Consider the following 23,132-nt stretch of genomic DNA (forward strand, 5'->3'; position numbering starts at 1 on the left):
TTAATTTGTTTAATCACGAAAAAATGATTTCACTTCTAACAGAGAAGCTTTCTCTTTGGTATGAAGCCGTTATCAAAAACATTCCCAATCTTGTTGTTGCCTTTGTCGTTCTTATTTTCTTCTTCTATCTAGGTGGAGTGATTCGAAAGGGAGTTAATAAAGTACTTCCAAAAATTTCTTATAAGAGATCTGTAAATAACTTAGTAAGTTCAATTGTAAATATCGTTGTCATTTTAATTGGTATCTTTACAGCTCTTGAAATAATGGGGCTTGAAAAGACTGTTACTTCAATTCTTGCCGGTGCTGGGGTTATTGGTATTGCTCTTGGTTTTGCCTTTCAAGAAATTGCTGCAAACTTCGTAGCAGGTCTTCTTATCGCTTACCGCGAACCTTATCAATTAGGAGATATCATTGAAATCGATACTATTATCGGACAAGTTACAAATATAGAATTTAGAATTACATGTGTAACAACTTTCCAGGGCCTTGAGGTATTTATTCCTAATAAGGATATGTTCACCAAGCCTTTTATCAATTACACAAGTACACCGAGAAGACGAGTTGATCTAGCTGTTGGTGTTTCATATCGCGATGATTTAGATAAGGTTGAGCGAGTTACAAAAGATGCCCTATCTTCAATCAAAGGCCGTATTGATGATATTCCGGTTGAAGTCTTCTTTAAAGAATTTGGCGATAGTTCAATTAATTTAAGTGCTAGAGTTTGGGTTCACTACAATAATGGAAATGCATATTTTCAGGCACGTCATGAAGCTGTAAAAACGATTAAGAAGTTTTATGATGAAAATGGAATTACCATCCCATTTCCTATTAGAACACTTGAGTTTGGAAATTCTTTGGACGTTAATAAAGGCTAATTACACATCTGTTGCCAGCCTTCAACTTCGGCCAGAACTTTCTTATGATCTTCACGGCATCCCTCTATTGGTACGTATGAGTAATAGAGGGAGCCATTACTAATTTTCTCCATTACATCACGACCTTCACCTGGAACAAAGGCAGGACATCCAAAGCTTCGCCCCATAACCTTTCCTCGATTATAATAAGCTTCATGCATAACAACACCTTGTGACATGGCCTTATCATTTACTCCATCAACGAGCCCTTCCATTCTCATGCCATTATAGTTTCGCCCATTCACACTAAAAGTTGGCCAACCTCTTTGACCCTTAACCCTTTCGTCATGAGAAGCAGACATATAGAAGTTTGCAGTTTTAAAGAAGCCTGGACGTGTCATTGCCCATTGGTCATGCTTTTGTCTTGTTCGCGAATTTTGAGGGATACGACAACGTCTCATCATCCCATTATGATTAGAAGACTTTATGACTTTTCCATCTTTGATTGTAGCGTCACTATACTTCACGCCACCAAGTGAGCCACTACCATGAGAAACTTTCTTATATTCCACTTCTCCTGTTTTCATATTCAACAGAAAGAAGCGCTTTTGAGTAGAGCTTTGTGAATAGTCTGCAATTGAAATATAATTCTTATTTTTAAAAGTATTTTTATGATCTCGATAATAAAGTAGAGCCTGCTTTAGTGCATCTTGAGGAACACCTTGGTCTCTAAAGTCCTCAAAGAAATTACATTCTTCTCCACGATAAATATTATCTGTGACTTCAAAAACATCATCAATTGCATCAAGAATAATTTGAATCTCTGGTAAGACATCTTTTGGGGCACATTCAGTGCTAATTTCTGGATCTGACTCGTAAGAAGTTGGAATAACCTCTTCTGCAAGTATCGATAATTGCATGAATAACAATGAAAATAAGAATAACCTCACATCTCCCCCTAGATTCCTTATCGGAGGAGATGATCGAAACTTAATAAAGAATGTTGACGTTTAAAGGACTACTCATAGCCTATATCATCTTTAATAACCTCTTCCATCACCTTATTTTCTTGAGGTGTAAAGACATCTGTTAGGTTCTTTATCCATCTATTCTTCTTAATAATTGTAATTGCCATTGCCGCACCAAGAATATTTCCAACGACAAATGAGAAGTAGATTCCAACTTGAGCTAATTGAGTATGTTTTGAAAGAAGATAAGCAACAGGAAATCTAATTACCCATAATGAAATGATGGCCACCATCATCGAGATCATTGGACTTCCCCCACCCCTCATGGCACCGGAACATACTTGTTGAACACCTATGAGTCCAAATGTTAGAGCTATAACGCGAATAAATACTGCGCCTTCTTTAATGACGGCAAATTCTCCAGGGACAAAGATTTGCAATGTTTGCTCTGCAAAGATAAAGAATCCAATTCCAGCAATGGTTAGAACAATAAAGATGACCCATAATGCTTTACTGGTTACTTCTTTTGTTCTCTCTATCTTTCCTGCTCCAATATTTTGTCCTACTAGAGTTGATGTTGCCATGGCAAATCCAAGACTTGGAATAATCATTAAAGTTAATACACGAATTCCAATTCCATATGCAGCGAGAACGACATCTCCAAAAGTAGCGATAAGGAAAGTCATAATTGTCATGGCCAGTGCACGTGAAGATTGTTCAGCAGAAGCAGGGAAACCTAGATTAATAATTTTCTTAGCAAGAGTGAAATCAAAATCAATCTTTTTAAAATTAATTTTTATTCCACCTTTTCCTTTTGCTAAAAGATATAAGGCGATAATAGCAGAAAGCCCCTGCGTGCAAATAGTTGCAAAAGCAGCTCCATCAACACCATATGCAGGAACTGGGCCCCATCCCATAATTAAAATCGGATCGATTATAAAGTTTAAGATGACAGAGAAGAGAACAATATAAAAAGGAGTCTTCACATCTCCAACACCACGATAAAGAGACTGGAACATCATATAAAGATAACTAAATATAAGACCTATGAATGATATTCTAAGATATGATGTTGTAATCTTTTGAATCTCTACCGTTGGTGTCATTGCCTCAATAACATAAGGGATAACTGCATAAGCAATCCCAGCAAGTAGAGCTGATGTAGCGAGTATAATAATTAAGGTATGAAGACATACCTTAGAAACCATCGGTGTATTTCTTTGGCCTGTGTACTGAGCAACTAAAATCGTTCCACTAACAGCAAAGCCTGCTCCCATAGAAATTAATAGAAATAAAATTGGAAATGAAAGTGAAAGAGAGGCTATAGCATTTGTCCCTAAGCGACCCACCCAAAATGTATCAGTCAACTGATAGGCCGTTTGTAAAAAATTTGCCATAACAATTGGAACTGACAACTTAAATAAAGATTTGATGACAGATCCTTGTGTAAGATCTCTTCCTTCCACAAATATCCTTTAGTTCGTGACTTAACTAAGTTTAGGCCACTTTTAATTCCTCCGTATCATCAACTTCTTCAATCAAATCTTCAATCTTTTTTTTTATAAAACACTCTTGAGCTTTTTCTAATTCTTCTTTTAGTTTAGTCACTAAAAGAATTTTATCCCCTTTTTCAAATACAGTGGCACCATCTGGAATAATAAAAGCGCCATGCCTCTTAATGAAGAGTACAACAGAGCCAGTTGGTAGACCAAGATCAACAACACGATTATCAACAGCAAAGTCAGTCTCTCTAATTTCAAGTTGAACGATACCGTGCTTTGTTTGCTCAAGTAGCTCTAAGTCCACAGGGAAATTCGCTTCATCTTCTTGCTCAACGATAAGCCCAAGCTTTCTTGCCATTATCTTCAACGTTGAGCCTTGAATTAAGGCAGAAATACTAACAACGAAGAAAACAATATCAAAAATAGTGTGAGCACGCTCCCCCATGTGAGTTGCCGCAAAGCTTGCAAAAACAATTGGCGTTGCACCCTTAAGTCCTGCCCATGAAACAAAGATCTTTTCATTTAAGTTAAAGCGACTTTTTACAAGACAAAGAAATACACTAATTGGCCTGGCCGCAAAAGTTAGGAAGACAGCAATTAACAAACCAGTTGGAGCAATACTTGGTAGTCGGCTTGGAACGACGAGAAGTCCAAGCATAACAAATAGTCCGATTTGTGACAGCCAAGTCATTCCATCAAAGAAGAGTGTTAGCAAGTTTTTATGTAGGATCTTCTTGTTTCCAATAATCATCCCAAATACATAGACGGCCAAGAAACCATTTCCACCTAGCTTTGTAGTTACAGAATAACCGAAGAAGAGAGCAGCTATTGTTAATGGAGGGTATAGGCCATTGTAGTCTAGTTTTATTACATTATTAATTAGGATAAATGCACGAGCAATAACCCATCCACCAGCAAGTCCAATGGCCGGATTTGAAAAAAGTAGAAAGGCGGTATCCTTTACATCTCCAATCCCCTGCTCAATAAAGCCCAGAAGAACGGAAACAAGAAAGTAGGCCATCGGGTCGTTACTTCCTGATTCAAATCTTAAAATATTTTTAACATCACCTACTTGAGTATTTGGATCTTTAAAAGCTGAAAAGACTGCAGCTGCATCGGTTGCTGATAGAATGGCACCGATAAGAAGCGACTCTAATATTCCAATATCAGTGATAAGATGAGTGAAGCCACCAACTAAGAGTGTTGTAAAGACAACCCCAAGAGACGACAAGGCCACACCGCGACCAAAGTCGCGCTTTATTTTATTAAATGGAGTTTCAAATCCACCAGTGAAAATTATTAAACAAAGAGCAACAAGACTTAATGAATGAGTTAGTTCAAAATTGCTAAAGTTGATGCCTCCGATTCCATCTGAACCAGCAAGCACTCCGATAATAAGAAAGAGAATTAGAACAGGTAGACCAAATCGACTTGAGGACTTACTCAAAACCACGCTTAGTAGTAAAAGAATTGAAGACCCCAAAAGGAAATTATTTAAAAACTGCTCCATCAAAGCATCTTATCGGTTTATTGGCATAAAACTTTAGTGAAAACATCGGATTATTTTGTTAATTATTAATATTTTCACACTCACTTTACCGATTGATTTTGAGGGCGTATTAATTGTTTGAACCAACAAACAATTGAACAATAAGGCAAACAAAATGACGCTTTTAAAATCCCTACTCTCTTTTTTATTCCTGGCCATAACTCTATGCTCTGTCAGTGCCTCAGATCTGGCCCCAAGTGCAAACGATATGAAGTTTGTTACTGATTTTACGACTTTTGCCTGCAAGAGTTTTCGAGATAAGGTAGAGGCTCCTTATGAAGTTCAGGACTTAGAGGTCCAATTTACTAAATTAGGTATATCAGGCTCGACGAGAAGAATTATTATTGATGTTGAATCTAGTGATGGTGAGTGTTTTTATAGTGCTGATTACTCTAGACAAAAAGGGCAAAAGCAACTTAAGTTTGAAAAGTCTTATATGACACAAATACCTAAGTGTTTGGAGCTCAAAGAAAGTCTTGATCGCTACCTTTCACCTGGATTTAAATATATCATTAAATACAATGCCTATATCTCAATGTTATTTCTCTCAAAAGAATTAACAAGCGTGTGCGATGAGATCAGTGGTAATAAATTAATCGAGTTTCAATGGAAAATTTAGAATTAGTTGAAGAATATTGCTTAAAAAAATCAAATACTCCAAGTGAGCTATGTGTTCAACTTGGAGATTATACAAAGGATAAGCATCCTCTTGGCCACATGATCTCTGGTGAATTAGTTGCTTCACTTTTGGGCTTCTTCATTAACCTTAATGAATATAAGAACATTCTTGATATTGGCACTTTTACTGGTTACTCAGCTCTATCGATGGCCGAGTTCTTACCAGAAGACGGTAAAGTGATAACTATTGATAAGAATAAAAAAATAAATACTTTTGCAAAATCTTATTGGGATAAAAGTCCACATGGTAAAAAAATTGAAGCTTTATTTGGTGATGCAAACCAGGTACTAGAAAGTTTAACTGATCAAAGCTTTGATTTAGTTTTTATCGATGCAGATAAAGGAAGCTATAAGAATTATCTTGAATTTGCCCTTAAGCTACTTTCTACAAAGGGCGTTATCGTGGTTGATAATGTTTTACGAGCAGGACGTGTTGCAACTGATGATATGCCAAGTGAGGACAAGTCAGTAAATGCAATAGCTGAGTTCAATGACTACGTTGAATCTCGAGATGATCTTTTTAAAACAATGCTTCCAATAAGAGATGGACTTTATTTAATTCAAAGAAAATAATTACTCATCAATGGTAAGACTCATATAGAACTTCTTCTCGTTCATTTCGCCAGGTAATTGAAATGGAATCGTCACTGTACGAGGCCCTGTAATTCGACTTTCATTAACCTTCTCACCACATATGACTTCAGGAGTTGCTCTTTCAACTGTTAAGCCTGTGATCTTATTGATATCGGCCTTAGCTTGTCCTAATACCATATTTACGAACTCACCAGCAGAATCACAGATATCATCTGAAATCTCGCTTCTTTGTTCAGAGAACATATGGTTATAAATTGCTAGGTAGCTGTTTTTAGGAAAGCAGATTGCTAATTCCCCTGTTATCCTTTCGCTCTTTATCGTAATAAGACCTACAATTTCCAATGCTTCAGAAAACTCAATATTTGGATTTACCTCTCCAGCTAGTAGAGGAATATTTAACTGCTTCTTAAATACTTCTAGCAAGGCATTCAAAAATGGCTCGATCAACTCCATTAAAACTATCTCCGTCTTATCAACTAATTTGATTTTAATTGGTTAAAGCATTTACTACAAATGAAGACCCATTTTGCCCTCATGCTTGATTCATTTAATAGACTTTTTTAGTTAACTATTTAACTATCTGATATTTCATCGAGACTATTATCACTGACAAATAATGGTTATCTAAACACAGAGATACTTGGCAGTTTTCATCGTATTTTGGAAGTAAAAAACAAAGTTAACTCATTAACTACCCTGCATCACATTGTATAGGCTTAGGTCAAAGTAAATTTGAGTTAATTATATTAGACAGTTTTAAGAGCAATGTTTATAAAATAAATATAGAATACTTACATAAATAAAGGATTTTACATGCTTAAAATAGTTTTCGCTTTTTTAATTACAACGATCTTATCTTCGAGCGCATTTGCGCAATTCACTTCGGAAGATGAGCTGACATTTATCACTTCAGGTGGAAATACAAATAATAAGACTTATGAATTTGCCACTCGAAATTCTTATAAATGGCCAAAGAATAAGTTCACACTCAATGGATCATACTCACGTGGAGAATCCGATGGTGTTTTAGATGATGATAATTGGACCGCTCTTTTAAGATTTGATCACGACCTAAATTCTCGCCTTGATATCTTTGTTGCAGACTTTTTTGAGTCTGATCAATTCAAAGGTTTTTGGGCCAGAAATAACATCGATATTGGTCTTCAATATAAATTAGCCAATGAAGAGAAACTAAAGGTCTTAATTGATGCAGGTTATCGTTATACTCGCGAAAACTTTGTTCAAGACGAACCAGATAATCATGAGCATAAACTGCGTTTCTATTCTGAAGTTAGCTATATCTACACGAAAGGAATTGAAGCAAAGTACTGGGTAGAATATATTCCAAGTTTAGAAAATAGTGAAAACTATATTGTAAAAATGGAACCATCACTACTAACACTAATCAATAAAACATTTACATTAAAATCAGCTGTACTATGGGAATATGAGAATGAGCCAGTAGAAGGTCGCGATCAGCATGACTATAAGACAACACTTAGTCTGATTGCAAAGTTCTAGGAGAGATGATGAACAAATTATTAAATGAAGCAAATATTGAAAAGGTAACAAAGCTAATGGCCGAATATGGGTTTATCCTTGTTAAGGTCATCATTGTACTTGTCGTTGGTTTAAAACTTATAAGCTATATTGAGAAATTTTTCCAAAAGGTTTTAACTAAAAAGAAAGTTGATGTTTCAATTAGAAAGTTTATCGTAACAATCATTAGCATTACCTTAAAGGTAGGTCTTTTAATCTCAGTCGTAGGTATGGTTGGTATTAAGACGACAAGCTTTGTTGCTCTACTCGGTGCCGCTGGTCTTGCTGTCGGCATGTCTCTTAAAGATGCTCTAGGAAATCTTGCTGGTGGCGTTCTTATCCTTTTCTTTAAGCCTTTTAGGGTTGGTGACTTTATCGAAGGCCAAGGTTATTCGGGGAAAGTTAGAGAGATTGGATTATTTTGTACGAGTCTAAACACACCAGATAATAAGCGAGTAATCCTTCCAAATGGTGGCCTATCATCAGGAAGTATTGTTAACTACTCTGCTGAAGATGTGCGAAGAGTGGATCTTGTTTTTGGAATTGGCTATGATGACGACATTAAGAAGGCTAAGGAAATACTTAATAAATTAGTTAATGATCACCCTCTAACTCTAGATGATCCTGCACCAGTAGTTGCTGTCCTAGCACTTGCAGATAGCTCTATTAACTTTGCGGTTAGACCTTGGGTTAAATCAGCTGATTATTGGACTGTTCACTTTGAGCTACACGAACAAGTTAAATTAACTTTTGATAGCGAAGGAATTTCAATACCATTTCCTCAAAGAGATGTTCACTTATATCAAGAAAGTAAGTAAAAATATAAGCAAGGTTTTAGGGAGAGATCCCTAGAACCTTTGTTCAAAGCCGATTCCCAAGTAATGTTGAAGGTCTAAACGATCGTCGACAAAAGATTGTCCATAAAGTTCAGATAAACGATTATTATAATCATCTTCAACACCCATTCCAACTTTAAAAAACACTCTCGACTTATCTCTTTCATAGAGATTTACTCTCGCCTCAACTCCATAATTTTCATTAACTTCATTCAACTGAGTTATTTGAGCATCGTAATAAAAGCGCGTCTCAACAATTGGAAACTTCGTCTTGTCATCATTATTGATTTTAATTTTTAAATCTCCACCAATTGAAATGAAGTTCTCATTTCCACCGATATAAGAGACTTGCCCACCGGTATAAACCTCTGAAGAAAGGGAGACTTTGTTATCAGGGTCTGTTAGATCGATGATTTTGCCTATTCTTATATTTGCTTTAGGAGACATCACTCGTTCCATATGCTCAACATTCTCATATTGAACAGTCCCATTTTCTTGAGTTAACTCATGCCATCCTCTTTGAGTCGATGCTGCAAGACCTTTATCATCAAATGTTGTAATACCAACACCAACTTCAACAAAAGTAGATTTATCATCACCAATGCGACGATAAACCTTGATATCTAAATCATCTCGATTCAAAGCTTCTTGATTCCAAGTACCGTCCTCATTCTGATAACAATGTCTTTGATACATCAGTCCACCAATTTCAACTATTCCACAAGGCTTAGAAACTAGCTTTGTATAGACTTTAGAACTGTAACTAATAGACAACTCTCCATTTTCATATTTGAACCTGGCCGAAGGTTTTGCTCCAAAGGTTAAGCCTCGGTCATCTCCTTCAAACGTATCCCTCTTTTCATACTCAGTTACACCAACAAACATTAGTGCACCATGCAGAGGATTATCATTACTAGTGTTTAACTCAAATTCTGCAGATTGAAGCTCTCCAAGACCTAGAAAACTATCTTTCTTTAATTCAATCTTTGGAATTTCCATATCAACAACAAAGTCTGGACTCTCTTCATTGATTGAGATTCTTGAATCTCCACAATCGTAATCTTTAGCATTATTAATGGCTTCAAAATCCGAAAGAGCTGACGAGAGAACTTCTTCAGGAGCAGCATCCCCCATTCGATATGTATTCTTAATCAGCTTAAGTCGCTCTTCAAGCTTCTGGCGATCCTCACTTGGAACTTGAATGAATTTTTCCAAAATCATATCGCGATAGCGAAAACGTGGGTATTCCTTTAAAAAGTTTCCATTTTTAAAGATGAACTTATCTTCATTTCGATCATATTCAATTTGTATCTTTTCATGGCGATAAATAACACCAGACTCATTCGCGAATGTAGACAGGCCAAAAAGTAATAAGAATGACGTTAGAGACACAATTTTCATAACTTACTTATCGGTCACATCTTGGCCAAAACCTTATATTTCTTATAATTTCCTTTTAGATCCGTATACTTAGCTAGTTAAAGTCTGGTATAAACATTTGGTGAAAAAGAAAATCCAAGTTCTATTTGAAGATGAGCACTATATTGCGGCCACGAAACCAAGTGATCTGCTAGTACATCCTTTTAAGGCGAGAAGCCAGGATCGTCGCAGCCTTCTTAGATCACTCAAGAAGCAGACCGATCTCTACCTCTTTCCAATCCACAGACTCGACAAGCCAGTATCTGGAGTCGTTCTCTTTGCAAAGAGTAAGGAAGCGACTCGGCTGATGAAAGAACAATGGAATAGTGAGAATGTTTCAAAACACTATATTGCAATGGTAAAGGGAGTTACTGAGACTGAAGGTGTCTATGATTTCCCCATTAAAACAGATAAGGGACTACAAGAGGCCAAGACTTCATTTAAAACTCTTACATCAAATGATGAGTATAGCTTAGTTGATATTGAGATATTCACAGGTCGCCAGCATCAGATTCGAAAACATTTTTCAAGAAGAATGCACAATCTTGTAGGTGATACGAAATACGGACATTCTTCGATTAATAATATCTTTAGAAAGGATTATAAATTCTATCGAATCTTTCTCCATTCTTATCAGCTAAGATTTATCCATCCCTTTACAAAAGAAGAAATCATAATCTCATCTCCAGTAACTGAGGATTGTATAAATATTGCTAATGATTTATTTCAATTCGATCTTACTAATATAGGAAATGAAGCCAAAGAAAATTGACCATATCGTTGGATCACTTAACTTGTCTTCTTCAATACCTTCAACTGCCTCTAATATTGTTTGAGACTTTTCAAGGTTTCTAAGTAATAAGTAGAGTCCTTCTGATAAAATCTGAATTTGGACACGCTCATGATTCTTATATAAAAGAGTGTATTCTTTATTTTGAATTTCATTGAATGATTTATCAACGTCACCTTTTCGCATTTGCCAAAGCTGTGAAAGTTCAACATCACTCTCAAATAAGAAATATGAATTAGGAATAAGCTTTAACTTTTGTTCAAAGATGGCCTCTCCATATTTTTGAGGATCAAAACTTAGTAGGCGATCTTTTTGATGAAAGAGATGCCAAAAGGCACGTTCAAATTCAGCGAGATCCTTTATAAAACTAACATCATGGGCCTTCTTTGCGAGAAATTCAGGAAAGTCATCTCCATAATGAAGAAGATTGGTAAAACTTGAAGGATTTGACTCCACGTATTCATATGAATAACTTAGAAAGTCTTCGTCACCTAAAACAAACCAACAAGCTTCGTAATTATCACCTAGGACTTCCTGTAAGCGAGCACGATAATCATTTTGATAGACTTCCATCACTTGAGAACTCGATAACTCACCTATTGGTATCATCTCATCGAGAATATCTTTTGAAATATCCTTTGTGATAACACCTTTTAAAAAGTCATTTTGAAATTTACTGTTGTTCATAAATCTCCTTTGACTTTAAAAGCTCTTTTTCAAGAATTGGAAAATCAGGGATATCTTCATCCCACTCCAAAAGGATTGGTACATTAAATTTATGACAATACTTTTTAAATAACTTCCATACATCTTGATGTACTGGATGAGAGTGAGTATCAAAGAGATGAGTGCCTAAATCAGAAAAGCCGGCCAGATGAATTTGGGAAACATTCTTCGATTCAATCGTCTCGAAAAAATCTTGCGCTTCAAACTTTTGGTTAATGGCATTCACGTAAACGTTATTGAAGTCTAAGAGTATTTTACAACCTGTCTTATTAGCAAGATTATTTAAAAACTCGGCTTCAGTCATCGTTGAATTTTTAAGAGTAAAATACGCCGAAAGATTCTCAAAAGTCATCTCTCTTCCATAGAAGTCCTGGGCCTTCATCACTTTATCGGCAATGCGATCGAGATTATCTTGAGTATATGAAAACGGTAGTAAGTTATGAAGATTTGAATGTGCATGCCCAGTCCAGCACATATGATCACTTGTGACAAAGGGCTCAAATTGGTCATAGAGCTCTTTGGCCTTTTTCATATAATCAAGGTTTAAGTCTTCATCTGCGGCAATTGAAAGAGAGACCCCATGAAATGCAATGGGATAATCCGCTCTCACTTTTTCAAGCATCTTATATGGGCGACCTTTTGTTTCCATATAATTTTCCAATAAGGCCTCGAACCACTCTATTTCGGAGTGGTTCAAGTTCTCTTCTTTTTCTAAGAATGGAAAATGAGTATGTCTAAGACCGACACCATATTTATGCATAATATAACCTTCGCTTATCTTTGAGCTACTTTTCCACCTTTAGCTTCACACTCTTCTTTAGTCAGTTTAATTAAACCTTTACCTTTACAAGAGTTTTGACCACCACACTTAGTCTCAGCTTGACATCCATTCTTCCCATTACATGCATCAACTTTTCCGTGACAAGCCCCTTGGCCTTTACAAGAGTTAACCCCGTAACACATTACTTCGTTAGCAGATACCTCAGGCATCTTCTTTTCTGTTCCAGTACAAGAAATCATAAGACCAGCAACAGCAGCACCCATTAGTAGTGATTTTTTTGAATTCATTTTTTTCTCCTTATTAGAATATAAAATTATATTCTCTATTCCTTGTTCGAAATTATTTATTGTTTTGTTACATTTTTCTATTCTTAAATTTAAAAAATAAAACTCCAACTCCTGTTATCACTGCAACCGGTAGATAATGTGAGACTAAGAGGTGTTCAGTTGAAAATGAGCATGCAAAATAAAGTATGATAATTGGAATCATAGCACTTGTTAGAAAGCTCAGTGTTAGCATTGAGCGCTCAAAAGCAATAAAGCCTTTCTTAAGCATATAATAATTCTGCGCAAATCCTATTACCATTAAAATACTAAGCTCCAGTAAACAATGTGGACGATGATGTTCCTCTACTGGAAAGTTTGTTGGAAAGAAGTAATTTATCCCCAGTAATAAAAATAAAAGTAAGAACGGGATAAATGAAATAAGGTTCTTTTTTTCACTTAATAGCCCAGGTATCGAATTAGCAAAAACGAGATAGCCCCCTACAAGCAGAGCAATATTGGCAACGATGACCTGCAAAAGAAATTGTATATTTGAAATGTACTTTAGCTGAATTGGAGAACTTAGAAAAATCGCTACGACACTAATAATAATTTGTGATCCCATCCAAACAAGAGTGCGAATCCATGGAGCCGGTAGTGGTTTAATTGGCTTCAAGTCATCAACTAATGAATTTATTAATTTATTATCATTCATAATATTCCCACTTCTACTTTACGACTTTCTTAAGTTTTGCCATAGCGCGAGATATTCTCGTTCTAGCAGCTGACTCAGTGATCCCTAAAGTTTCGGCCACCTCTTTTGTTTGATGGCCCTCAATTTTTGCCATGAGCAATGGCCGTTTCAACTCCTCAGTTAAATACTTGTTTATGAGTACTGATAATTGTTCGTTAATAATCAATTTTTCAATACTATCTATTCCTGTATTCGTAAGACCTTGAGGATTTGTGACATCTTCCTGAAACTCTTCTTCTCTTTCTTTTAATTTTGAGTACTTACGGATGTAGTCAATAATTCTTCGTTCAATGATACAATTTACCCATGGCGTTACCGGTCGTTCGGGTGAGTACGTCGGTAGTGAATGATGAATACTCATTAATATTTCTTGGCATATATCATCTCGATGAGACTCGTTAAAAACTTTCACTGAGACGATCTTTTTCACAATATGTGAAATGGCCTCAAGAAAGATGCGGTAAGCCTCCTGATCACCATTTTGTGACAATATAATGAGTTTTTTTAAATCATTCACAAGGCAATTCTAACATAGTATATTTAAGGGCGTACATCTACTTTGCATCAAAACACTAGAGGAGAAAAGTTGAAGATATATCATATTGTTTGGTCAATGATCGCCATTTTGGCCTTCTTATTCATACTTACACCTTACTATCGTAAGAAAGAAGAAAGAAAGAATCAGAATGAGCGCGAATATTTTACTTTAATTAAGAAGGAACTCGACCAAGAAGATATTTCAGATGAGTTAATCGATGCTGCTAAGAAAGTGCATACTTCTAATTATATTGATACTGAAGAAAAGTTACTAGCAATAATAAAAGAAGATAAGGACTCAATGAGATCATTATGAGCGATGAAAATAATCAAAACTTATTAGAAAGACTGACAAGTGAAATTGATGACGCAAGATGGGACATCTTAAAACCTCACCATGAAAGAGAGGCCCTCTTTATGATTAATGATGAACTTGAACTACCAGCTGTCGGATACACAATGGCATCTGATCAAGTTGAGTATATTAAAAAGTGGTTAGCAGATGGCCAAATGTATCGCCCAACTGACGAGCAAATTGAACTTTGGGAAAAGAATAATACAGAGTTTAAATATTTAATTGTTCAACCATATGTTCTAGTTAAGATAAAAAAAGAAGGACTGGTCTAATGAAATACTTGATGACTTTATTGCTATTAGTTTCATGTGCAAAAGAATTCATTATTCAAGAGTCATCAAGTATCGACAACTTCACTTGTCCGGCCATTGAAAATTGCCTCTCTTCTTTAGAAAAAGACTCGTCTCCAAATTATATTATGCCGTTCAAAATGATAGGGGCCAGTGCTAAAGAAAATATGGATATTATTGAAAAAGTTATCCGTAAGATCGGTGATTTTAAAATTGAAAGAAATAGTGAATACCTAAAAGTTACTAATGATAATGTTCATCTTGAATTTATCGCCAATGGAGCAAAGAAGCGTATTGAAGTTCGCTCTCAAGTGAAAAAACAGAGCTTCTTCTCTTACGACCAAGGCCGTAAACAAGTAGAAAATATCCGTTTTAACTTCTATCAAGGCAATTACTAACACAATCCTTCCCAGTTAAAGCAATCCTTAAGATATGTTAAAATTTCTTCAGTGAAGAGATTTATTCTACCTATATTCTTACTAATTTCATCAAGTACTTACGCCGCAATTGATATTGGTGATGGTTCTGATGGAGCTTGCTCCCTTGGTGGTGCAATTAGTGTTACATCAACTGTATCGGGAACAGCATTCAATTGTACCTCTCTAGTAACAACTGGAGCTATTACAGTCTCTGATGGAAACCCACTAATTATTAAGGTTCAAGGTGATGCGACCATTGATCATACAATAACTCTCTTAGGTACAGCTGGTGGTGCAGCCGCTGGTGGCGGAGTTGTTGCTGGAGCTGAAGGTGGCGATGCTACAAATGCGGTATGTGGTGGTTTTAGTTTTGCTGATATCGGAGGAAGTGGTGGTGCCGGAGGCTCTCACGTTAACCTCGGTGGAAATGGTGGCGTAGGTCAGGCATCAGGGCCAACAGATGGGCTTGATACAATGAGTGCCCCTGGATCAACAACCACAACTTATGACTCGGCCCTTTCACTTGAGACACAGATTCGAGGTGGCTCCGGTGGAGGAAACGGTGGAGATGGTTGTGAAAGTAGTGGTACTTTTACTGAACCAGGTGGAACACCGGGTGGTGCAGGAGGTGGTGCACTTCATCTTGCCGCCGGCGGTGATATTTATATCAATGCACAAATTGATGTAAGAGGTGGAAATGGTCAGCCAGGAACAAGTTCAGCAAACGGCCAATCTGGTGGCTCAGGTGCGGGAGCAGGTGGAGTCATCTTCTTACAATCATCTTTAAATATTGAACTAAACTCTGCCCTACTTGCAAATGGTGGAACAGGTGGTGCCGCAGGAGGTGCCCTTGCTGGAGCAGGTGGAGATGGTGGAGATGGAATTATTCGACTCGATGATCTCGATGGAACAATAACGGGAGTCGGTGGCTCATATTCACCAAGTCCTACAATCATTACTCACGGAGCAACAAGTTTAGAAACACTTTCTTCAGGAATTGAACCAGGGTGTGCCGTAAGAGAAGACATGACACCGAAGAATCAAACGATCCTCGGTGCCTTATTACTTTTAATCTTAATGATTGGATTAAATATCAAAGAGACTAAGAAAGCTAATTGAAGCTGGAGACTCGTTATCCCCAATATCATCAGTATTAGCATTACCTAGCTGACCATGGGTCCCATAACCAATACATTTCACAAGACCTTCATCTGTTGATAAGAAACAGTGATGATGGAAACCACCAGATACTTGAGAAACACTTAGTCCTAGATCAATGGCCGGCAATTGGGCAAGTCCATCTACAATATTAGAAGTGTCTTGTTGTCCAAGTTTCCCCATTGCACCACTACCCCAACACTTAGCTTCTCCAGCTTTAGAGATAGCACATGTTGATGTATTTGAAGCAACAACTGAAGCGGCTTCAAAACCTAAATCAAGAGCTGAATGAGACTCTGTTGTCTCATCGTCACCAATTGACTCACCAGGATTTGAACCAAGTTGTCCAAAGTTATTATTACCAAAACAAAATACTGTTGAATCAGACTGTAGAGCACAAGAGTGAATCCCTCCCGTTGTTACAGCGATAACTCCTTTTGGAGTATATGTTGGCTCAACTGGCGTTAAGACATTATTTAAATGGCCAAGACCAAGTTGTCCGTGAGAATTACGTCCCCAACATTTTAATGTTCCACCAGATAGAATTGCACATGCATGGAAACTCATCGATGAAATATCCATTTGAATGGCCTTACCACCTAAGTCGACTAGACTACCTGTAGATACAGGTTCATCATCTCCGATTGCTTCAGTGTCACCTGTCCCAAGTTGGCCAAATGTATTCATTCCCCAACAACGAACGTCACCAGTCGTTAGAAGAGCACAATTATGATAAGTTCCACCATATAGCTTTCTAACAATTCCACCAATATCAGTATAACCATAAGAAGATAGAGGCTCATCATCGCCTAACTTTTCAGTAGAGCTCATCCCTAGCTGCCCATAGGCACTATCTCCAAAACACTTAACTTTATTTGACTCTGTTAAGACACAAGTGTGAAGGTTACCAGCAATGACCTGTAGAGCTTTTTCTCCACTTAAATCAATTGGAGCAATCGAATCAATTGATTCATCATCACCAATTCTTTCTGTATTACCTTGCCCTAATTGACCATAAGTATTATCTCCCCAGCATTTAACTTCACCAGAAGCTAATAATGCACAAGAGTGGTTACCACCGGCCACGATTTGAATTACTTGTTTTGTTACAAGAGGCTTTTCACAATATTGTACTGCCGCTGTAGAAAAAGGTCCTCTCTCATCATTTAAAGAAACAATATTAGTTTCTGCATCATATGAATACTGAACCTCTCCACCATCAACAAATGTACGAATTGTATTTGTATCAATATTTGATACTTTTAAATTAAAGTCATTAATAGGATCAATACGAGTCATGGCAAGTGTACCTAACTTTGATAGTCCATCACCATAATCACCTGTTGCCATATCAACAGTGAAGCCACCACCGAATTCAACAAACTCTTTATAACCATAACCAATTTCGTTTTCTCCACCAAATGGCATTGTTGAAGCATTATTATAAATTACTCCACCAGTAACAAGTGGGCGGTCATTATAAAGAGCACTTAATTTATCATAAACACTCTTTGGCGTTACAACTTGAGTTTCACCATCAAAACATTCGACTAAACGTGAACGATCCTCTCCCCCTTGTGGGTCAGCGACAGGAGTTACACCATCTGGATAAATCGCACAAATATCTTGTTCATCAGCAACAAAGGCAATAACAAGTGCGGCATCTGGCCTAAAGAATCCTTGTTCCTGAATTGCTGCAAAATAGTCGGCATCAAGAGCACGATTAAGAGAAGCTAAACCAGCTTCACCACCATCGGTTGCATAATCTCCAGCTGGATTTTGCATCTTTGTTTTTAAATGAGTCTTGATCTCTTCAATTGTTAAAGAACGATTAGATAGAATCGTTGGCTCAGTACCTTTTGTATAAAGTTTTCCAAAATGAGATGAGGTTGAACCGTGTCCTAGCATAACTGCAATATTAATATCCGCAGCAGCAGGTATTACATCTAAGAAGGCATCGAATCCCTCAGCAATGTCGGCCCTTTCTTCGATAATAGAACCAGATGTATCTGGAATGATAAGAATATCAATATTTCTCGTTATATCCTCTTCTTTAGGTGCATAAATATCCTGATAGCAGGCAACATCTAGGTTTGGTAAAGTTGGTAGATCTGCCCCAGGCACATCAACTAAGTCATCAAGACTTTCTGGCACACAAGAAGATGTGATAAATGAAATCCCAAGTATAAAGACCAACGTCTTCAACAAATATAAATGTGAATGTGGCCTTTTCTTATTACCCCTCAAAATAGCCCTCACTAGTTAAGTTTAACTTGGTCTTATTATAAGTGGCTGTTCGGTGAGGTTCTGAAATGGCCTAAGAATTTCAAGATTTCAGTTACTTAGGTGTAAATATGAAGATTTATGCCCTTATAAACTGACCAGTATTATGGCCATTCAATAAATTACATTTCCTAGAAGTTGTATTGAAGATTAAAGGCCATACTTTGCTGAGTGGATTCGATGTCGCTATTGCTAAAGTCTTCATAGCTAAAAGATGCCTGATACATATCACTTATTTCGTAAGAAACTTCAAAGTTTAGCCCAGAATAATTTAGAATAAAGTAATTTAGCTCAGCTGAAACCTTACCTATTTTGTAATTAAGAGATGGAGCGAGGTTAAGGTAAAACTCAGCATTTGATTCAATAGAATTGTCGCTTAGAACACTTAGTTCATTTCGATATTCAACTTGAGTGACGACTCCATACTTAAGCCCAGCGACAGAGTTTAAAGGACTTAATACTTGGGCCCCTAGACGTGTACGATTAAAAGCTAGATCTTCAAAAACAACTCCACTTGAATGCTTGAGAGAAAACTTAGCATCATAGTCCTTAATCTTTGTTTTATAACCACCAATGATAGAAATTAGATTCATGTCATCGACTTCTAGTTTCTTTGAATTACTAATAATATCGTAAGTTAATAATTCAGGACTAAACCCTACAAACCAATGGGTATCTCTTTCACTCTTTTCTAGTTTAGGCTTTGATTTAGAAATTCTATTTTCTTTAATCTCTTTTTTAATATCGATTCGACGTTTCTTTGAGTAAATGACATCACCTTTTTCAATTGCTTTAACTCTCCAGTAAAAGCTTTCTTCAAGCTGATTTTTAAATCGATAAGACGTCGCCTTCCCCAAACTAACTTCTTTAATATTTCTAAAAAAGCGATCTTTAGAGAATTCGATATAGAACCTATCACCTCTTACTTGTTCAAATTGAAGTTCAATGACATCGTCTTTCTTAAATCTCTTACCATGTCTAGGTGATAATAAATTAATGCCTTGAGCACCACCAAACTTCTTTGTAACAATTAAGTCTTCTTTAGACGAGAATTCACTCTCTTGGTTCCAATAATCAATAGCAGATACACGCCATTGAAAATGTCCAACTGAATAATCCTTCCATTCATAGCGATTTATTTTCACCTTCTCATCGACGACAATGTCATCTCCATCAAGGATTTGTACACGATATTCTTTTACATCATTAACAGCTTCCCACTTAAGTACAATATCGTCTTTTGCATGAGCAACAGGAATAAGCCAATTCAAAACTCTTCCAACAATTGGCCCTAACTGATTAATCTCAACACGCTTTTCTATCTTTTTAATCTTCGGTGCTGGCGGTGGCGGTGGAGGAACAATTATAATCTTTACTGGAGGAACAAATTTTCCAGACTCATTTTTCACTCGCCAATAATGAACACCAAGCTCTTTAATAAGTAATTTTGTATTGGCCTCAGTTGTTTCAATCTCTTGAACAATATTTTTAAAGCTACGATCTTTTGAAATCTCTACCTGAAAAGAGCGCTCTCCTGGAGCAGCTTTATTTGCCCAAGTTAAGTCAATCATATCTCCTGGCTTTTTAACGACTACCTTTCGTCCATTTTCAAGAGCGGAGTTATCATTATCAAATGTTACACTAAACTCATTCTCATCAGATGCTGATACTTTTTCACCATTAAAGTAATACTCTAGGGACCATTCATAATCGCCACTTTCTTCAATAGGAATCTTATAAGACTGACCGGCCACCAGGTGTCTCTTTCCATTTAAAACGAGATAAGTCTCAAGTCCCTCAGGAAGATCTGCTGTTTCCCAATTAAACTCAACGAGATCTTTCTGGTAGAAATAATATTCTTCACCATTAAACGGTCTTTTAAGAACAATCTTCTCAGGTGCCTTAATAACTTCAATTAAATGACTTTTTGATTTTAAAGCAAATGGGTGTTCAATGGACTTATTACGATAGCTTAATTTATAAGAGCCAACTTCATCGAAATTAACTTTTAAAACGCCATCATCATAATCGACATCTTCAATAATTTCATCATTAATGAAAAAATCGATTGAATCAAAAGACTGTGTATAAATTGTCTTTTCTTGCCCAACAAGTAATCTTGATTCATTTTCTAAATTCTCAAATGTTGGAATCTCTTCAAATATTATTTCAAATGACTTCTCTGTCGAAACCTCTTTATCATTGGAAACCTGCCAGTAGTAAATCCCCTGCCCTAAGTCCTTTATTGCGATTTGATTATTTGTTACGTCAAAGACTTCCCCATTTTCAAATGCAGACTTAGTTTTTGAAAGATGTAGTTTTTCTACATCTTCATTGAAACTGAACTTCACTTGATTATTTTCAACAAGGTAGAAAAGCTTACCATCAGTAGGAGTAAAATCGCTTGGCCAACTTTTCTTTACCGTATAAGAGTCATTCGTTAAAAGTACACGAACACCTTTTTCAATTGTTTCCTCACGATTTCCAAGGCGAACCTTGGCCTGTCCTTCTAATACTGAAAGTTCTTTATTCTTACCATCTGTTGAAATCTTAATCTTTGAACTATCTGACTTAATTTCATAAATCTGATCACCTACTTTTACAACAAACGCTTCACTAGAATTACTTAATGTAGCAAAGACTACACCTTGCTCAATATTAAGATTAATTCCATCAGTATCTTGCGTAATTTTAAAAAGACTTTCTTCAGAAACTTTCAGTCGATTTCCAGAACTAAATTCAAGCTCAGCTGTGGAGTCCTTGTCCGTAAAGATTCGGTCATTATGATATAAGGCTTCATTACTTCCAAGATCATGCCATGAGAAATTATCGAAACTTCTGCGACGGACATCATTTCGAAGTTCAAAGACTTGGCCTAAAGTAATGCGCTCTCCACCAATTATCGGTGGATAATATGAAGTATTAAAAACTTGATTGCCAGCAAAGGCGGCAACACAAATACATACTAAGATAACGAATGTATCTAATAGTGAATTAACTCGTCCCACTATCCTCTTTCCATACTGGTACTCTTTTCTCATTCTTGCGCATGGCGCAAATCGTTAATATCATTGTATCTAAATATTTAAGAGACTTCTACGTAGGTAAATAATGGGCAAGAAACCGATCTTTCCGATCAAGTTTAAACTGATTACTTTAAATACTGCATTGCTGATTGTTGTTATTGCTTTTCTGACAAAGTATGCGACGCACTTATTTGAAAAAGATAAGAAAGCATATCTCTACGAGAACTCGCTCTTTAACGTTACGAGTGTAGCAAAAGAATTCAATTATACTCTTAATCGAATTACTTCCGATCTTCAAAACTTATCACTAATAAAAAACAAAAAGCTTAAATCAAAAGCAATTAGTGAAACAAAGTATATTCTGGCCTACCTTGAAAAAGGAGAATTCATCATTAATCGCGACTTTGATAAAGATGAGAACCAATTCAAATTGGCCATACCAAAGAATCAAAGGAATGATTCAATTGCATCATTTACTTTTGAAGATGAAAAATTTGTTATTCTCACTAAAAAGTTTAAAGACAATCTTGCTTCCATAGTTATTAAGGCCAATATTTTAAGTAACCTACTCTCACAAAACCGCACCTATAATACTCTCGTCTTTCAAAATGGAAAGCTAGTCCTAGGAAATGATCTTATTGGGCTAAGTGAGTATGATAAGAATGAATTCAAAGGAAATAATATTGTTAAAAAGGTTCGATTCAACAATGATGACTACCTTATATCAACAGCACAAACAAAGGCCTTTAAGCTTTCTGTTGTTTCCACTATCTCTGAATCAGATGCTCTTTCAGTAACAAAGTTTTTAACTCAAAGAGCTTTATATTTTGCCATTTTCATTATCGCACTTTCTACAATTATTATCGTCTTATTATCGAGAACAATTTCAAAGCCTATTGAAAAACTTTACAGACGTGCACTAAGTATTGGACAAGGAGACTTTGAGTCAACAGTAGAAATTAAAACAAAAGATGAACTAGGAACTCTCGGCGATTCATTCAACCAGATGTCTCGCGATATTTTAGACTATATTGAAAAGATGAAGGAGAAGGCCCGTTTAGACGAGGAGGTAAAAGTTGCAAAACTTGTCCAAGAAGAGTTCTTTCCACCTAAGGATATTGAAACCAACGATGTCCGTATTAGCTCTTATGCAGCACCAGCAAGTGAATGTGGTGGTGACTGGTGGGGACATCATGAATTTGGTGACTTTATCATAACAATTATCGCAGATGCTACAGGACATGGCCTACCAGCAGCGCTTCTAACATCGGCCATTAATTCGGCTTTTAATAGTATTAAAATAAGACTAGAAGAAGAGACATCTCTTATTTCTCCAGCTGAAATCACTCAGTACTTAAATAAAGTCATCGATCTTTCAAATAATAAAATTCTTCTTACAGCATTTGTTTCGGTCTACAACACCAAGACAAGAGAGTATTCATATACAAACGCTAGTCACTTGGAAGTATTAAAAGTTCCAAAGAAGAATGAGATCACTAAAGCAGATATTATTCCACTAATTGATGCTAAAGGACCTAGACTTGGTGAAAGTAACGAATCTTCATACTCTTATGAAACGATCAAACTAGAGGCCGGTGAGCTTCTTGTTTATATGACGGATGGAATTACTGAAGCTGAAAATAGTGAGGGTAAACAATGGGGACTTAGAAAACTTCTTAAGATCCTTATGACCTATGGGCAGAACACAAGTAAAGAAATTCGTGATACAATAGTTTCTATTGTACACGACCACAGAGGGTCTGACTCATTTGATGATGATCTAACGCTAATTTGTCTTGAAGTAAAGTGAT

General features: G+C 36.4%; 23 protein-coding genes. 11 read left to right on the plus strand and 12 right to left on the minus strand.

Going from position 1 to position 23,132, the window contains the following annotated elements:
- Positions 1-5 precede the first annotated feature (5 nt).
- Positions 6-875: a mechanosensitive ion channel family protein gene (locus ACN5L8_RS06770; protein WP_419172679.1), complete on the plus strand. Its 870-nt coding sequence runs from the start codon at positions 6-8 to the stop codon at positions 873-875.
- On the opposite strand, the gene ACN5L8_RS06775 is transcribed toward ACN5L8_RS06770, so the two are convergent.
- From ACN5L8_RS06775 to ACN5L8_RS06785, 3 genes are all read right to left on the minus strand, one after another.
- Positions 872-1,804 carry a murein L,D-transpeptidase catalytic domain-containing protein gene (locus tag ACN5L8_RS06775; RefSeq protein ID WP_419172680.1) on the minus strand — a complete coding sequence of 311 codons (933 nt, stop codon included), beginning with the start codon at positions 1,802-1,804 and terminating at the stop codon, positions 872-874. The two genes, ACN5L8_RS06770 and ACN5L8_RS06775, sit on opposite strands and share 4 nt — an antisense overlap.
- 68 nt (positions 1,805-1,872) lie before the next feature.
- A complete protein-coding gene (locus ACN5L8_RS06780) occupies positions 1,873-3,288 on the minus strand; it encodes an MATE family efflux transporter (RefSeq protein ID WP_115361637.1) in 1,416 nt (471 codons plus the stop codon).
- 31 nt (positions 3,289-3,319) lie between these two features.
- Positions 3,320-4,834: a potassium/proton antiporter gene (locus ACN5L8_RS06785; RefSeq protein WP_419172681.1), complete on the minus strand. Its 1,515-nt coding sequence runs from the start codon at positions 4,832-4,834 to the stop codon at positions 3,320-3,322.
- A 154-nt stretch (positions 4,835-4,988) separates the two neighbouring features.
- On the opposite strand from ACN5L8_RS06785, the gene ACN5L8_RS06790 reads away from it, so the two are divergent.
- Both ACN5L8_RS06790 and ACN5L8_RS06795 read left to right on the plus strand, forming a co-directional pair.
- Entirely contained in the window at positions 4,989-5,492 is a 504-nt protein-coding gene (locus ACN5L8_RS06790; RefSeq protein WP_419172682.1) for a hypothetical protein, read from the plus strand.
- The gene (locus tag ACN5L8_RS06795; RefSeq protein ID WP_115361643.1) at positions 5,480-6,124 is read left to right on the plus strand and encodes an O-methyltransferase; all 645 of its coding nucleotides are present in this window, start codon (positions 5,480-5,482) and stop codon (positions 6,122-6,124) included. Before ACN5L8_RS06790 ends, ACN5L8_RS06795 begins: the two co-directional genes overlap by 13 nt.
- Here ACN5L8_RS06795 and ACN5L8_RS06800 read toward each other — a convergent pair whose 3' ends face one another.
- Entirely contained in the window at positions 6,125-6,598 is a 474-nt protein-coding gene (locus tag ACN5L8_RS06800) for a chemotaxis protein CheX (RefSeq protein WP_419172683.1), read from the minus strand. It abuts the gene before it with no gap.
- Between the two features lie 360 nt (positions 6,599-6,958).
- On the opposite strand from ACN5L8_RS06800, the gene ACN5L8_RS06805 reads away from it, so the two are divergent.
- The gene (locus ACN5L8_RS06805) at positions 6,959-7,666 is read left to right on the plus strand and encodes a DUF481 domain-containing protein (protein ID WP_419172684.1); all 708 of its coding nucleotides are present in this window, start codon (positions 6,959-6,961) and stop codon (positions 7,664-7,666) included.
- A gap of 8 nt (positions 7,667-7,674) precedes the next feature.
- A complete protein-coding gene (locus tag ACN5L8_RS06810; protein WP_419172685.1) occupies positions 7,675-8,502 on the plus strand; it encodes a mechanosensitive ion channel family protein in 828 nt (275 codons plus the stop codon).
- A gap of 30 nt (positions 8,503-8,532) precedes the next feature.
- Here ACN5L8_RS06810 and ACN5L8_RS06815 read toward each other — a convergent pair whose 3' ends face one another.
- Complete coding sequence (locus ACN5L8_RS06815) at positions 8,533-9,921, minus strand: hypothetical protein (RefSeq protein WP_419172686.1); 1,389 nt, start codon at positions 9,919-9,921, stop codon at positions 8,533-8,535.
- Between the two features lie 100 nt (positions 9,922-10,021).
- On the opposite strand from ACN5L8_RS06815, the gene ACN5L8_RS06820 reads away from it, so the two are divergent.
- Positions 10,022-10,711, plus strand: a complete 690-nt coding sequence (locus ACN5L8_RS06820; protein ID WP_419172687.1) for an RluA family pseudouridine synthase — start codon at positions 10,022-10,024, stop codon at positions 10,709-10,711.
- On the opposite strand, the gene ACN5L8_RS06825 is transcribed toward ACN5L8_RS06820, so the two are convergent.
- From ACN5L8_RS06825 to ACN5L8_RS06845, 5 genes are all read right to left on the minus strand, one after another.
- On the minus strand, positions 10,661-11,416 hold the full coding sequence (locus ACN5L8_RS06825) for a putative DNA-binding domain-containing protein (protein ID WP_419172688.1): 756 nt from the start codon (positions 11,414-11,416) through the stop codon (positions 10,661-10,663). The two genes, ACN5L8_RS06820 and ACN5L8_RS06825, sit on opposite strands and share 51 nt — an antisense overlap.
- Positions 11,403-12,215 (minus strand): DUF692 domain-containing protein, encoded by an 813-nt coding sequence (locus tag ACN5L8_RS06830; protein WP_419172689.1) that lies wholly within the window; start codon positions 12,213-12,215, stop codon positions 11,403-11,405. The genes ACN5L8_RS06825 and ACN5L8_RS06830 overlap by 14 nt, the downstream gene beginning before the upstream one ends.
- A gap of 14 nt (positions 12,216-12,229) precedes the next feature.
- A complete protein-coding gene (locus ACN5L8_RS06835) occupies positions 12,230-12,523 on the minus strand; it encodes a hypothetical protein (RefSeq protein WP_115361659.1) in 294 nt (97 codons plus the stop codon).
- A gap of 67 nt (positions 12,524-12,590) precedes the next feature.
- Positions 12,591-13,214 carry an NrsF family protein gene (locus tag ACN5L8_RS06840; RefSeq protein ID WP_419172690.1) on the minus strand — a complete coding sequence of 208 codons (624 nt, stop codon included), beginning with the start codon at positions 13,212-13,214 and terminating at the stop codon, positions 12,591-12,593.
- Between the two features lie 13 nt (positions 13,215-13,227).
- A complete protein-coding gene (locus ACN5L8_RS06845) occupies positions 13,228-13,770 on the minus strand; it encodes an RNA polymerase sigma factor (RefSeq protein WP_419172691.1) in 543 nt (180 codons plus the stop codon).
- 69 nt (positions 13,771-13,839) lie between these two features.
- Between ACN5L8_RS06845 and ACN5L8_RS06850 the strand changes: the two genes are divergently transcribed.
- The 4 genes from ACN5L8_RS06850 to ACN5L8_RS06865 are packed head-to-tail and all read left to right on the plus strand — an operon-like array spanning position 13,840 to position 15,973.
- The gene (locus ACN5L8_RS06850; protein WP_115361666.1) at positions 13,840-14,106 is read left to right on the plus strand and encodes a hypothetical protein; all 267 of its coding nucleotides are present in this window, start codon (positions 13,840-13,842) and stop codon (positions 14,104-14,106) included.
- On the plus strand, positions 14,103-14,417 hold the full coding sequence (locus ACN5L8_RS06855; RefSeq protein ID WP_115361668.1) for a DUF2288 domain-containing protein: 315 nt from the start codon (positions 14,103-14,105) through the stop codon (positions 14,415-14,417). Before ACN5L8_RS06850 ends, ACN5L8_RS06855 begins: the two co-directional genes overlap by 4 nt.
- Positions 14,417-14,833: a DUF1499 domain-containing protein gene (locus ACN5L8_RS06860; RefSeq protein WP_115361670.1), complete on the plus strand. Its 417-nt coding sequence runs from the start codon at positions 14,417-14,419 to the stop codon at positions 14,831-14,833. The genes ACN5L8_RS06855 and ACN5L8_RS06860 overlap by 1 nt, the downstream gene beginning before the upstream one ends.
- Before the next feature lie 51 nt (positions 14,834-14,884).
- A complete protein-coding gene (locus ACN5L8_RS06865) occupies positions 14,885-15,973 on the plus strand; it encodes a hypothetical protein (RefSeq protein WP_334678858.1) in 1,089 nt (362 codons plus the stop codon).
- On the opposite strand, the gene ACN5L8_RS06870 is transcribed toward ACN5L8_RS06865, so the two are convergent.
- Together ACN5L8_RS06870 and ACN5L8_RS06875 are read right to left on the minus strand one after the other, a co-directional pair.
- A complete protein-coding gene (locus ACN5L8_RS06870) occupies positions 15,941-18,217 on the minus strand; it encodes an RCC1 domain-containing protein (RefSeq protein ID WP_419172692.1) in 2,277 nt (758 codons plus the stop codon). The genes ACN5L8_RS06865 and ACN5L8_RS06870 overlap by 33 nt on opposite strands.
- Positions 18,218-18,426: 209 nt before the next feature.
- Positions 18,427-21,336, minus strand: coding sequence for a FecR domain-containing protein (locus tag ACN5L8_RS06875; RefSeq protein ID WP_419172693.1), 2,910 nt, complete (start codon positions 21,334-21,336; stop codon positions 18,427-18,429).
- Positions 21,337-21,406: 70 nt separating this feature from the next.
- Between ACN5L8_RS06875 and ACN5L8_RS06880 the strand changes: the two genes are divergently transcribed.
- The gene (locus ACN5L8_RS06880; RefSeq protein ID WP_419172694.1) at positions 21,407-23,131 is read left to right on the plus strand and encodes a SpoIIE family protein phosphatase; all 1,725 of its coding nucleotides are present in this window, start codon (positions 21,407-21,409) and stop codon (positions 23,129-23,131) included.
- Position 23,132: the final 1 nt, after the last annotated feature.

It is taken from the genome of Halobacteriovorax sp., from assembly GCF_048381875.1.
GTDB classification, from domain to species: Bacteria; Bdellovibrionota; Bacteriovoracia; order Bacteriovoracales; family Bacteriovoracaceae; genus Halobacteriovorax_A; species Halobacteriovorax_A vibrionivorans.